At 71.8% G+C, this 12,440-nt stretch carries 10 protein-coding genes; 6 read left to right on the forward strand and 4 right to left on the reverse strand.

Going from position 1 to position 12,440, the window contains the following annotated elements:
* The first annotated feature begins 248 nt into the window (after window positions 1-248).
* Window positions 249-899, forward strand: a complete 651-nt coding sequence (gene hpf / locus BLR49_RS01615; protein ID WP_092532352.1) for a ribosome hibernation-promoting factor, HPF/YfiA family — start codon at window positions 249-251, stop codon at window positions 897-899.
* A gap of 129 nt (window positions 900-1,028) precedes the next feature.
* On the opposite strand, the gene BLR49_RS01620 is transcribed toward hpf, so the two are convergent.
* The 3 genes from BLR49_RS01620 to mtrA form a co-directional block, all read right to left on the reverse strand.
* On the reverse strand, window positions 1,029-2,789 hold the full coding sequence (locus BLR49_RS01620; protein ID WP_245690297.1) for an LpqB family beta-propeller domain-containing protein: 1,761 nt from the start codon (window positions 2,787-2,789) through the stop codon (window positions 1,029-1,031).
* Window positions 2,786-4,570: an MtrAB system histidine kinase MtrB gene (gene mtrB, locus BLR49_RS01625; RefSeq protein ID WP_092532355.1), complete on the reverse strand. Its 1,785-nt coding sequence runs from the start codon at window positions 4,568-4,570 to the stop codon at window positions 2,786-2,788. Before mtrB ends, BLR49_RS01620 begins: the two co-directional genes overlap by 4 nt.
* Before the next feature lie 151 nt (window positions 4,571-4,721).
* Window positions 4,722-5,405, reverse strand: coding sequence for an MtrAB system response regulator MtrA (gene mtrA / locus BLR49_RS01630; RefSeq protein ID WP_092532358.1), 684 nt, complete (start codon window positions 5,403-5,405; stop codon window positions 4,722-4,724).
* A 340-nt stretch (window positions 5,406-5,745) separates the two neighbouring features.
* On the opposite strand from mtrA, the gene BLR49_RS01635 reads away from it, so the two are divergent.
* From BLR49_RS01635 to BLR49_RS01655, 5 genes are read left to right on the forward strand one after another with little or no spacing between them, the layout of a single operon-like run.
* Entirely contained in the window at window positions 5,746-6,990 is a 1,245-nt protein-coding gene (locus tag BLR49_RS01635; protein WP_176765730.1) for a DUF7847 domain-containing protein, read from the forward strand.
* A gap of 25 nt (window positions 6,991-7,015) precedes the next feature.
* Window positions 7,016-7,720 (forward strand): DUF4129 domain-containing protein, encoded by a 705-nt coding sequence (locus BLR49_RS01640; RefSeq protein ID WP_092532364.1) that lies wholly within the window; start codon window positions 7,016-7,018, stop codon window positions 7,718-7,720.
* Complete coding sequence (locus BLR49_RS01645) at window positions 7,717-8,913, forward strand: DUF4350 domain-containing protein (RefSeq protein ID WP_092532367.1); 1,197 nt, start codon at window positions 7,717-7,719, stop codon at window positions 8,911-8,913. The genes BLR49_RS01640 and BLR49_RS01645 overlap by 4 nt, the downstream gene beginning before the upstream one ends.
* Window positions 8,910-10,004 (forward strand): AAA family ATPase, encoded by a 1,095-nt coding sequence (locus BLR49_RS01650; protein WP_092532370.1) that lies wholly within the window; start codon window positions 8,910-8,912, stop codon window positions 10,002-10,004. Before BLR49_RS01645 ends, BLR49_RS01650 begins: the two co-directional genes overlap by 4 nt.
* 23 nt (window positions 10,005-10,027) lie before the next feature.
* On the forward strand, window positions 10,028-11,320 hold the full coding sequence (locus tag BLR49_RS01655) for a DUF58 domain-containing protein (RefSeq protein ID WP_092532373.1): 1,293 nt from the start codon (window positions 10,028-10,030) through the stop codon (window positions 11,318-11,320).
* 122 nt (window positions 11,321-11,442) lie between these two features.
* Here the strand turns inward: BLR49_RS01655 and BLR49_RS01660 are convergent, their stop codons facing one another.
* Window positions 11,443-12,438 carry a stage II sporulation protein M gene (locus BLR49_RS01660; protein ID WP_092532376.1) on the reverse strand — a complete coding sequence of 332 codons (996 nt, stop codon included), beginning with the start codon at window positions 12,436-12,438 and terminating at the stop codon, window positions 11,443-11,445.
* Between the last annotated feature and the right edge of the window lie 2 nt (window positions 12,439-12,440).

Below are 12,440 nucleotides of genomic sequence, written 5' to 3' on the forward strand. Positions count from 1 at the left end.
AGACCGGTTGCTGTGGCGGCCCCTCCCCGGCGGCGCGGTGTACGTGAGACCCCGGGAAATGGTGTAGGTTATGTGTCGTAACACACACGGCAGTGCGCAGCGCCCGAGGCAGGCGCCGCGCCCCGGTTTTCCGCCGGCAGCACACGAGGAGGTGGCTACCACTCCGAAGCTCGCCGCAAGGTGCGGCGGGTGTTCCCCCAGCCCGATCCCCTCACAAGGATCACTTGGACTCAGAAAGAGGTTTCACCATGGACATCACCGTCGTCGGCCGCAACGCGGAGATCAGCTCCCGTCTGCGGGACTACGTCGAGGAGAAGGCCGCTAAGGTCGAGCAGTTCGACCCGCGTGTCCAACGAGTCGAGGTCGAGATCACCCACGAGCGCAACCCGCGTCAGGCGGACACCGCCGAGCGTGCGGAGATCACCGTCATCTCCAAGGGCCCGGTGATCCGGGCCGAGGCCAGCTCCTCCGACCGCTTCGCCGCCTTCGACATCGCCATGGGGAAGCTGACCGAGCGTTTGCGCCGGGCCAGGGACCGGAAGAAGAACCACCGCCGCCACATCGTCGAGCTCCCCGAGTCCGTCGCGCCGGCCCCCGCCGAGGAGCCGCAGCTGCCGGACACCGGCGACCTGCCCATCGAGGACTCCCCGTCCGCCCCCACCGAGCCGGGCGTCGCGGTGGAGTCCCAGCTGGGAGACTCCCCGGTGGTCGTGCGCCAGAAGCTCCACGAGGCGGTGCCGATGACGGTGGACGAGGCGCTGTACCAGATGGAACTGGTCGGCCACCCCTTCTACCTGTTCATTGAGAAGTCCACCATGCAGCCCTGCGCCGTCTACCACCGGCACGGATGGACCTACGGCGTGATCCGCCTGAACGCTCAGGTGACTACTGGCGACTGATCCTGCCCACGGTCGGCTCAGTGACGCGAGTGCCCCGCGTGCGGTCTCCGCACGCGGGGCACTCAGCAGTTTCGGATCCGCAGGAGCGGTCGCTCAATCAGCTAGGGTCCGCCCGATGCTGGTGGCCGCTCATGGCAGTGGGTAGGCAATGTCTGTCACGTCGGTGGCACTCACGCGCCAGGCGGCGCCGCTGTGCTGCCAGATGCGGCCCGCGGAGTCGGTCAGCTGGACCGCGCCGGTGGCCCGGTCTGCGGTGACGGCGACCGCCGCCGGTGAGGTGATGGACGTGGCCAGTGGCCCACCGACGGGGACCCGCAGAATGCCCGACGCCTCCTGCCCGTCACCGGCGGGCAGGACGGCAACGCTCAGGGGGTCGTACCAGACGACCGCCTCGGTGCGAGCGCCGACCGCGGCGGGCAGGTCCAGGGGATCGCCCAGCCCGGTGGGAGTGCCGTCGTCGCGGACGATGGCGGCCACGCTCACGCGCTCGTCGGTCTGCTCATCACCTGCGCGGTGGCGCACCACAATGCGAGTGGACTCGGCGGACAGGTCGAAGGCCCCCACCTTCCGGCCCTCCAACCACCGGGCCTCGAGCCCGGCACGCCGACCGCGCTCGTCAACGGCCAGGAGCCCGCCCTCGGCTCCGGTCCACACCCACTGGTGCCGATCGGCGATCGGGGGCAGCAGTTCGACGGAGTCGGAATCCGAGTCGGCGTCGGCCTCACCCACCGACAAGATGACGTCGGCCACGTTCCGGCCTGGCGGCACGCGCAGCAGGCTCGACCGGCTCAGCGCGTACACGGTTCCGTCTGCCCCGAGCGCGGGATGAGAGGCGGCGTCGCCGCCCAGGGTCTGCGCCGCCACCAGTGTGGCGCGGGTAGAGGTGGTGCCCTGCACCACGGCGCCCGCACACATCCCCACCACCGCCCCGGGGGGAGTATCGACGGCGGGCAGAGCGGCCGGAGCGCCGAGCTCCTCCCCGTAGACGCGCACGGTGACGCTCCGCGCCTGAGTAAGGTCGGCCGCTTCCACCAGGGTCGCCCGGATCTGAGCCACCAGGAGTCCCAGCTGCGTCTCATCCAGCGCGCCGAGGTCTCCCATACCGGTCAGGTCCACGCCGGCGGTGCCGTCCTCGACGACGACGCCGTCGTCCCCCACCGCGGTGCCCTCGGGCACCGCAGTGGTTACGCCCGCCGCGAGCCAGGCCGACGGCCCGCCCAGCAGCGCCTCAATCAGCCGGCGGGGGAACTCGTGGCGGGGCAGCCAGCGCAGTTCCGGGACCAGGCGGGAGCGGTCTGGGGTCAGGAAGAACAGTGGTGCGGAGCCGAATCCCGCGGTCAGGTCGCCGTCGGACAGGAGCATTCCGGCGGGCAGCTCGGCTATGCGCCATTGTCCCGAGTCGTCGGCGGTCAGCGTGTAGCGGCAGGCGTGGTCGGGCTCGGCGGCGCCGGTGAACACGCCGACGGAATCGACCACGCCGATCAGGTCGACCGCAACCGTCACCTCGCTGTCGACGAGTGTGATGACCGGCGCGGTCGAGCCGTCATAGACGCCTACCGTCGCGGTGGGCTGCCAGGAGGCGGAGGCGGCAGCGGTGAGGAAGGCGCGCGCAGTGGTGAAGTCGTCGAACAGCCCGGCGGCGCAGGCACGCAGGAATCCGGTGACGATCTCGTCCGGGGCGGCGCCCTCGGCCGGACCGGCCGCGGTCTGGACGAGCTGCTCGTCCGCGGCGCCCGAGTCGTCCGACTCGGTGACGTCCCCAGAGGTGGGCAGGGCGGTGCAGGCGGCAAGGGTGCCGCTGCCGAGCACCAGGGCCGCAAGCACTCGGCGGCGCGGCAGCTCTGGAGCGCGGGGAGGCCGAACGGGAGCGGCTGATGCGGATCCGCTCACCGGGGGGCCTCCTCCTGCTGCTTGTAGGCGTCCACGTCCTCGGGGGTGGGGACCGTGGGCCCCTCGCCCGGGCCGATGGCGGAGACGCGCGCGGCGGTCTCCGCCTCTCCGGCCGCGGGCGCGGCGACCTCCTCCTGCTCGAGATCACGGTCGACGTCGGAACGGCGGGAGGCCGGCGAGGGAGTCAGCGCCGGGGGCGTCGGCGCGGCGTCCACGGGCTCCGTGCTGCGGGCGCCGACGCGGGAAACGGGTGGGGCGTCCTCGGGTACGACGTCCAGCGGGCCGGGTTTGGCGAAGCTGCCGGGGCCGGCGTCGGCGCCGAGGTGCCGCGGCAGCGTCAGCAGGAAGGAGGCGCCGTCCGCGGGCCAGCCCCAGGCGGCGAGCGTGCCCCCGTGCAGGACGGCGTCCTCCAAGGAGATGGACAGCCCCAGCCCGGTCCCGCCCAGGGTGCGCTTGCGGGAGGGGTCGGCGCGGTAGAAGCGGTCGAAGACCTTCTTGACCACGTCCGGGCTCATACCCACCCCGTGATCGCGTACACGCACTGCCACGGCGTCGTCGCTGGCGGCGACCGTGATGTCGATGGGTGAGCCCTCGGCGTGCTCCAGTGCGTTGACGATGAGGTTGCGCAGGATGCGCTCCACCCGGGCCACATCCACCTCGGCGACGACGGGCGCCTCGGGGACGTGCAGGCGGATCTGCGAGCCGGAGGCCTCCACGTGGACGGCGACCAGGTCGAGGACACCGCGCAGGGTGGCGGTTATGTCCGTCTCGGCGGCGCGCAGCTGTACCCGGCCGGAGTCGATGCGGGAGATCTCCAGCAGATCCGACAGCATCTGCTCGAAGCGGTCGATCTCGCGCATGAGGATCTCCAGGCTGCGGGTGGCGAAGGGGTCTTGGATCTCGTCGCGCGCCTGCCAGATCTGCTCCGCGGCCAGGCGGATGGAGGCCAGGGGCGTGCGCAGCTCGTGGGAGACGTCGGAGACGAACAGCTTCTCCACCTTTGACAGGTTCTCCCAGGCCTGGATCTGCGCCTCCAGGGAGTCGGCCATGTTGTTGAAGGAGCGGGACAGGGTGGCGATCTCGTTGTCCCCGGACACCGGCAACCGCTCGTTCAAGTGACCGGCGGCCAGCCGCTGTGCGGCCAGGGAGGCGCGCCGGATCGGGAACAGTACGCGCGAGGTCAGTGCCCACAGGCCGAGGATGAGCAGCAGCAGGAAGCCGGCCCCGGCAATGATGATCGCCCGGGTGGCCAGGTCGATGACGTGCTGCTCGGGCGCCAGCGTGTAGACCAGGAACAGGTTGTAGCCGCCGGCCAGCGGCAGGTTGATGCGGGAGCCGACCACGAGCCCCGGGGCGGTACCGCCGTCGCCGTCGGGGATGCCCACGGACTGGGAGTACTGCGTACCGACCTCGCCCGCGTCAATCTGGGCCACCAGGCCGTCAGTTATCAGTGTGCCCAGATCCGCATCGGTGGCCAGGTCGTTGATGATGGTGGTGGAGGTCTCGCCGTCGGCGCGGCGCAGGATCACGCCCACACCGCCCGCGCCCACGAAGGAGTCGTTGATGGTGGCGAGCTGCGCCTGCGCGGTGGTAGTCAGGTCATCAGCCGTGTTGACAGTGGCGGCATCGAAGGCCGACTGGGCAGCGGCCGTCCGCTGGCGGGCATCGGCCAGGATGGCAGCCCGCCGCTCGGCGAAGACGTCGTTGCGAATGGTGATGGTGATGGCCACGAGCAGCACGGCGATGAGCACCACCCCGGCGATGGTCGCGAACAGCACCATGGAGGTGCCAAGCGAACGGCGTGCCGCCCGCAATGGGGACGGCACGCCGTGACGTCCCGCATTCCGGCCCGAGCTGTGGGTGTCCACGGTCAGTCGGTTGCGAGACTCGGGCTGCGAAGGGGGCGGGACTCAGGCGTCACCGCGCCCGCAGTCACTTGCCGTCACCGGCACGGTAACCGACGCCGCGCACGGTGACCACGATGCTGGGATGCTCGGGGTCCTTCTCGATCTTGGCGCGCAGACGCTGCACGTGGACGTTGACCAGGCGGGTGTCGGCGGCGTGCTGGTAGCCCCAGACCTGCTCCAGCAGCTCCTCGCGGGTGAACACCTTCCAGGGAGTGCGAGCGAGGGTGACGAGCAGGTCGAACTCCAGCGGAGTGAGGTTGATAACGGTGTCGCCACGGTGAACCTGGTGGCCGGAAACGTCGATGTCCAGGTCTCCGGCGCGCACGTGCTCGGCGCCGTTGGCGTCAATGTTGCGGCGCAGGCGGGTGCGCACGCGGGCCAGCAGCTCCTTGGACTTGAAGGGCTTGGTGACGTAGTCGTCGGCACCGGCCTCGAGCCCGGCGACGACGTCCTGGGTGTCCGTGCGCGCGGTGAGCATGATGATCGGCACGTCGGACTCGGCGCGGATGAGCTTGCAGATCTCCACACCATCGATGCCCGGGAGCATGAGGTCCAGCAGGACCAGGTCCGGATCGGTCTCACGGAAGGCCTCAAGAGCCTTCGCGCCGTCGGCGCAGAAGGACGGAGTGTAATCCTCCGCCTCTAGCATGATGCCGATCATCTCGGCCAGGGCAGTGTCATCGTCAACGACCAGAATGCGAGTGCGCATGGCGCCTATCTTGACACGTAAGCCAGTCGCTAATGGCACCTACATGCCACACCGTGACCTTCATCATACACAATTAAGGTCATCGTAAGCTCAAGGGGAGGCGGTATTTCCGGCCCTCAAACCGGGCCTCGCCCCCACCCCGAGGGACGCGTCACACGCCTGCGCCCAAGTCGAATTCACTTCAGTGGCGCGCGTCTTCCGGGCGTGTCCGCACCGATGCAGCCGCACAGCCGGACCCGGGCCCGACAGCTGCACAGCCTCGGCGAGACGAGAGACTCGCGGGCACTTCTCCTCCTCAGGGGGGAGAGCACCGGCGCCGACGGCGTGAAACAGTATGCCCATGAGCAGCGACAACACCGGTTGGCAGTCCCCCTCCGGGGGCGATCCCTCAAGCCACTCCCCCGCATCCGGGCGGATCCCGCAGCCGGGACCGGCACCCGCTCCCCAGTACGGCGCCTACGCCCCCCAGTCGGGGCAGCCCGCCTACGGCCAGCAGGCCCCTCAGGACCAGGGCTACACCGCCGGCCCCCAGTACTCTCACTACGCCCAGCAGGCGGGCGCCTATCCCCCGGGCCCCGCCGGCTTCTTCGTCGCCCCCAAGCCCGGCATCATCCCCCTGCGGCCGCTGAGCATCACCGAGATCATCACCGGCGCCTTCGAGTCCCTGCGGGCCAACCCACGCGCCATGTTCCTGCCGGCGCTGCTGGTAATGGGCGCAGCCGGCCTGGTCTCCGCGCTGGCGACCTTCATCTCGATGAATGCGTTCGTCTCCAACCTCAGCTCCACCAGCTACTACTACGACTACGACCCCTCGGTCTCCGAGTACGAGGTCTTCGGCGACTCCCTGTCCCTACTCGGCGGCACCTTCACCTCCTCGCTCGTGACGGCGGCCGCCACGGCGCTGGCCACCGCTGTTCTCACCGGCCTGCTGATCGTGACCGTCTCCCGCTCGGTACTGGGGCGCATCGCCACCCCCACCGAGGTGTGGGAGCGCACCAGGCCACGCATATGGGCGCTGATCGGCCAGTCCATCCTGATCGGCCTGATCACCTGCATCGCAGCCGCCCTGGTCATCCTGGGGGTGGCACTGCTCCTGGCCTGGTTGTTCATGGCCGTCGCCGAGGAGGGCGGTAGCAGCGGAATCGTGCTGCTGCTACCACTGGGCTTCCTGTTCCTCCTCCTGGGCGTGGTCGCCGCGGCCTTCCTGTGGGTGCGTCTGTCCGTATCCGGCGCCGCACTGATCCTGGAGAACGTCGGCGTGTGGGAGGGCATCCGCCGCTCCTGGCAACTGACCCGTACCGGCTTCTGGCGGACCCTGGGACTGCTGCTGCTGGTCGAGCTGCTCGTCACCGCCGTGTCCTACGTCCTCGCGATGCCCATCGGCCTCATCTCCGGCGCCGGCTCGCTGTTCGTCACCGGCGCCTCCACCTCCGCGCTGCTGACGGCGCTCACGATGTTCTTGTCGTCTCTGCTCAGCGCGGTGATCCTGCCGTTCTCCGCGGCAGCGCGCGCCCTGCTCTACATCGACCTGCGCATGCGCCAGGAGGGCCTGGACGTCGAGCTGCGCCGCTCCGCCGGCGTTTGATGACAACCACGCCCATCGAGACGCCATGACCCCTACGCCAGTCCCCGCAGCCGCCCTCGGCCTGTACGCCTGCGGCCGCCTCCGGGCGCCCGCGCCCCGGGACGTCCCGGCCACGCCCGACGCCGACCAGGCCCGCCGCGCGGCCGAGGAGGAGCTGGCCAAGCCCGTCTACCACCAGGCCGCCGGCCTTTGGGAGCGTATCTGGCAATGGCTGGTTGAGCACCTGGACCCGCGCGCGGCCGTGCCCGGGGCACCGGCCTGGCTGTCCGTCCTGATCGTGGTGGTGCTGGCTCTCGCCCTGCTCACCGCACTGGTGGTGCTGTTCGCCCGCGTCACCTGGGCACGACGCGTCACCCGCACCGGTACTGCCCTGTTCGAGGACGATCGTGACGCCGCCGCCCTGACCCGCGCCGCCGATGCCGCGGCAGGACAGGGAGACTGGACGACCGCCGTCGTCGAGCGGTTCCGGGCGATCGTCCGCATGCTCGACGAGCGCGGCGTCATTGAGGACTATCCGGGCATGACCGCGCACGAGGCGGCGTTGCTGGCTGCCCGCCCGCTGGGCGAGCTCGCCGCCCAGATGGACGAGGCCGCCCGCCTGTTCGACGCGGTCCGCTACGGGCGGGTCGTCTCCGCCCCCGCTCAGGACGCCTGGATGCGTGAGTTCGCCGACCGGGTGGCCCGCGCACCCCTCGCTCCGCCGGTGCCGACAGGGCAGGTGCCCGCATGAGCTCACCCACCACTACGACGCCGTCCCCCGCCGCCCGGCCCGAGTCCCGGCCCGGCCAGGTCGTTGGCGCCACTCCGGGCGAGCGGTTGCGCAGCTGGCGCCCCTTCCTGGCCGCCGGGGCGCTGCTCCTGCTGGTAGCCCTGGCCACCTTGTGGACGAGTCCGCAGTCCTCCAAGGTGCCCTACGCCATCGACAACCCTCACTCCGACGGCGCCCAGGCGCTGGCCGCACTGCTGCGCGACCAGGGCGTGAACGTCACCAGCGTCAGCTCGGCCGACGCGGCCATCAGCGCCGCCGCGGACGGCGCCACCGTCGTCGTGCTCAATGTGGGCGACCTGTCCGACTACGCCCGCTCGCAGCTGGCCCGGGCGGGAGCAGACGTGGTGGTGCTGGGGACCCTCTACCAGGACCTCGACCGGCTGGCCGACATCACCTCCACCGGCGCCTCCGCGGGAGCCGACGCCTCCCTGGAGCCGGCGTGCACCGACCCCGACGCCGTGGCCGCCGCCTCGCTGGCCGGATCGGCCGGGTCCGTCTCCCTCGACGGGGCCGAGGAGGCCGTCGGCTGCTTCCCGGTGGGCGAGGACGCCTACGCCTACGCCACCGCCCCCCTCACAGGCGGGGGGACGCTGCGGGTGATCGCAGACCCCCGCATCGTCACCAACGCCAACCTCACCACCGCCGGCAACGCGGCGCTGGCGATCCGCGCGCTGGGACACCACCAGCAGCTGGTCTGGTTCGACGCCTCACAGGCGGTCTCGCAGACGGTCTGGGATACCCCCATGCTGCCGCCGTGGCTGCCGGTGCTGCTGTTCCTGGGCGTCGTCGTCGTGACTGCCTTGGCGCTCGTGCGCGGGCGCCGCTTCGGACGGCTCGTGTCGGAGGATCTGCCGGTGGTGGTGCGGGCCACCGAGACCGCCATCGGGCGGGGCCGGCTGTACCGCAGGGCCGGGGATCGCGAGCGCGCCGCCCAGGCGCTGCGGGCGGGCACCGCCCTCCGGCTCGGCCGCAGCCTCGGACTGGGGCCCCCGGCCGGCCGGGGCGAACTCATCCAGGCGGCGGCCCGCGCCAGCGGCTGGCCCGTCGCCGAAATCGACCATGCCCTGTACGGGCCCACCCCCACCGACGACCATGCCCTGGCGGACCTGGCCGTACGTCTGGAACAACTCGAGAGCGAGGTCCATCAGCGATGACCACTCCCCCCGTCCCCCACAACGAGCCGCGTCACGTCGACGAGCGCGAGGTGCCGACCACGGCGCTGCCCACCGGCGGCGCCCACGATTACGGTGCGGTCCCGGCGGCCGCCGCGGCGCCGCCGACCACGACGTCCGGCGGCACCGATCCACGCGCGCGCCTGCGGGCGGTGCGCGCGGAGGTGGCCAAGGCGGTGGTCGGTCAGGATCCGGCCGTCACCGGGCTGGTGATCGCCATGCTCGCCGGCGGCCATGTGCTGCTGGAGGGCGTGCCCGGAGTCGCCAAGACGCTGCTGGTGCGCTCGCTGGCGACCTCCCTGGACGTGGACACCAAGCGGCTGCAGTTCACCCCCGACCTGATGCCCGGCGACGTGACCGGCTCGCTGATTTACGACGCGCGCACCGCCGAGTTCTCCTTCCGCGAGGGCCCGGTGTTCACCAACCTGCTGCTGGCCGACGAGATCAACCGCACGCCGCCCAAGACGCAGGCCGCCCTGCTGGAGGCCATGGAGGAGCACCAGGTGTCGGTCGATGGCGACCCGCGGGCGCTGCCGGATCCGTTCATGGTGGTGGCGACCCAGAACCCGGTCGAGTACGAGGGCACCTATCCGCTGCCGGAGGCGCAGTTGGACCGCTTCCTGCTCAAGCTCATTCTGCCGCTGCCAGAACGCGGCGAGGAGATCGAGGTCCTGTCCCGCCACTCCACCGGCTTCAACCCCCGCGACCTGCCCGGAGCCGGCCTGCAGGCCGTCGCCTCCCCGGGCGACCTGGCGACCGCCCGCGAGCAGGTGCGCACCGTCGACGCCTCTTCGGAGGTGCTCGCCTACATCGTCGACCTGGTGCGGGCCACCCGTACCTCCCCGTCGGTGTCCCTGGGTGTTTCCCCGCGCGGGGCGACGGCGCTGCTGGCGACGGCGAAGGCCTGGGCCTGGTTGTCGGGGCGCGGCTTCGTCACCCCCGACGACGTCAAGGCACTCGCCCTGCCGACGCTGCGCCACCGCATCCAGCTGCGCGCCGAGGCGGAGCTGGAGGGCGTGTCCACCGAGTCCGTGATCAACGGCGCCCTGCGCTCGGTACCGGTGCCGCGGTAGCCGGCCACTGGTAGGAGGCGCCCGTGTACCTGACCATGCGCTCCGTCTGGCTGCTCGCCGCCGGGGTCGTACTCGTGTTCCTCGTGCCCCGTCCGGCCACTGTCCTGGCGTGGACGGCCCTGGTGGCCGCGCTGGTGGCCGTGGACGTGGCGGCGGCGCCCTCGCCCCGAGGCCTGCGCGCCACGCGGGCGGTGCCCCGGTCGGTCCGCCTGGGCGAGACCGTCACTGAGACACTGACTCTGTTCAACACCACCAGCCGCAGCATGTCGGTGCTGGTACGTGACGCCTGGACGCCGTCGGCCGGCGCCTCGCAGGAGCGAAGGAGCCTGGTGATCCCGGCCGGGCGTCAACGCCGGGCGCGCACCGCGCTGACCCCCACCCGCCGCGGGGACCGCATGGCGGACCTGATCACGGTGCGGGTGCGCGGGCCGCTCGGGCTGGCCGGACGGCAGGCTTCGCTGGACGCGCCCGCCAGGCTGCGCGTACTGCCCCGGTTCGCCTCCCGCCGACACCTGCCCAGCCGTCTGGCCCGTCTGCGGGAGATGGACGGACGCAGCGCCGTGATGGTGCACGGGGCCGGCACCGAGTTCGACTCCCTGCGTGAGTACGTGGTCGGCGATGACGTGCGTTCCATCGATTGGCGCTCGACCGCGCGGCGCGGAGAAGTGGTGGTGCGCACCTGGCGGCCGGAGCGGGACCGGCGGGTGCTCATGATCGTGGACACCGGGCGAATGGCGGCGGCGCGGCTCGACGACGCCCCGCGGCTGGACGCCCAGATCGAGGCGATGCTGCTGATGGCGGCGCTGGCCTCGAGGGCGGGCGACCGGGTTGACGCCGTCGCGATGGACGTGGATACCCGGGCGCAGGTGCGAGGCGTGTCCGGGGCGGCCCTGCTGGGAGCCCTGGCGGACGCCTTCGCCCCGCTGCAACCGGCGCTGGTGGAGACGGATTGGACCCTGGTCGCGGCGACGGTGGAGGCGTCCCTGTCCCAGCACTCATTCGTGGTCGTGCTGACCGGGCTGGACGGGTCGGGGGCGAACGCCGCCATGCTGCGGGCCTTGGCGACCATGGCGCGCAAGCACACGGTGGTGGTGGCCTCGGCCACCGACCCCGGCCTGGAGCAGCTGCGCTCCCGGCGCGACGACGCCGAGAGCGTCTACACGGCGGCCGCCGCCGAGCGCGACCTGGTGGAGCTGGATGCGGTACGTCAACGCCTGCGCCGCGCCGGCGTGGAGGTGGTGGAGGCCCCGCCCGGCGCCCTGGCCCCCGCGCTGGCCGATGCCTACCTGGCGCTCAAGGCCGCGGGGAGGCTGTGATGCGTACCAGTGCGTGTGCCCCGCCCACGCCCGGGCGAGCGGCCGGGGTCGTCGGGTCGCCCTGGGAGGCTGCGCGGGCCGGATCCGCGCTCGCCGTTGCCGCCGCGGCCGGTGGCCCCCGGTCAGCCGACCTCGACCTGGACGGCGCCGGCCTCATCCGCCTCCAGGTCTCCGGTGTGTCCGGCCAGTACGGCGCGACGCCCCGGCAGCAGCGTGTACGCCCAGAACACGGCCAGGGCCAGCGCTCCGATCAGCCCCTTGAGCGGCCACGGCAGCGGCGCCGGGGTGACGAAGGCCTCAATGAATCCGGAGACCGCGAGCGCCGCCGTCAGGCCCGCCGCCACAGTGATCAGGGAGCGGCCCTCGGCTGCGAGGGCTGCTCCCCGCGACCTGCCCCCGGGGGCGAGCAGGGTCCAGAACAGCTTCAGGCCCGCGCCGCCGGCGACGAAGACGCAGGTCAGCTCCAGCAGCCCGTGCGGGGTGATGAGGGCGAAGAACTGGCCCAGCAGGTGATGGTCTGCCATGATGGCGCCCGCCTGCCCGATGCTCACGGCGTTGGCGAACAGCATGTAGGCGGGGAGCACGCCGGTGATGCCGCCGGCCACGCACAGCGCGGCGATGCGGGCGTTGTTCGTCCACACGTAGCCGGCGAACTCGCCGGCGGCGAAGTTGGAGTAGTACGCCTCGAAGGACTCCTGCGCGTAGGTGTCGAGCTCGCTCTGCGAGCCGAGGGCCGCCATGGCCTCGGGGCTGCGCAGCGTCCACACGCCCACGACGACGGCGATCACCACCTCCGCCGCGGTCACCGCCACCGTCCACCAGCGCAGCCGATACAGGGCCGCGGGGACGCTTGCCAGCCAGAAGCGCCGCACGTCACTGATGCGCGCCTCGCGAGTCCCGGTGATGCGGCCGCGAGCCGCCGCTACCAGGGTGGACAGCTCGGCCAGCAGCGCCGGGTCGGGAGCGCCGGTGCGGATGCGCGAGAAGTGCCCGGCGGTGGCCCGGTAAAGGGTTACCAGTTCGTCCGCCTCGGCGCCGGTGAGCCGACGTCGGGATGTGAGCCGGTCCAGGCGATCCCACTGGTCGCGGTGCGCGGCGGCATAGGCGTCAATATCCACGA

The organism is Actinomyces ruminicola, from assembly GCF_900103885.1.
Taxonomy (GTDB): Bacteria; Actinomycetota; Actinomycetes; order Actinomycetales; family Actinomycetaceae; genus Actinomyces; species Actinomyces ruminicola.

Excerpts from the sequence above, each read along its gene's own strand:
- hpf (WP_092532352.1), top strand. The coding sequence starts at position 249 with ATGGACATCACCGTCGTCGGCCGCAACGCGGAGATCAGCTCCCGTCTG.
- mtrB (WP_092532355.1), bottom strand. The coding sequence starts at position 4,570 with ATGGTGCTGTTCGCGACCATCGCCGGGGTGGTGCTCATCGCCGTGCTG.
- mtrA (WP_092532358.1), bottom strand. The coding sequence starts at position 5,405 with ATGCGCACTCGCATTCTGGTCGTTGACGATGACACTGCCCTGGCCGAG.
- BLR49_RS01635 (WP_176765730.1), top strand. The coding sequence starts at position 5,746 with ATGAGCAGCGACAACACCGGTTGGCAGTCCCCCTCCGGGGGCGATCCC.
- BLR49_RS01640 (WP_092532364.1), top strand. The coding sequence starts at position 7,016 with ATGACCCCTACGCCAGTCCCCGCAGCCGCCCTCGGCCTGTACGCCTGC.
- BLR49_RS01645 (WP_092532367.1), top strand. The coding sequence starts at position 7,717 with ATGAGCTCACCCACCACTACGACGCCGTCCCCCGCCGCCCGGCCCGAG.
- BLR49_RS01650 (WP_092532370.1), top strand. The coding sequence starts at position 8,910 with ATGACCACTCCCCCCGTCCCCCACAACGAGCCGCGTCACGTCGACGAG.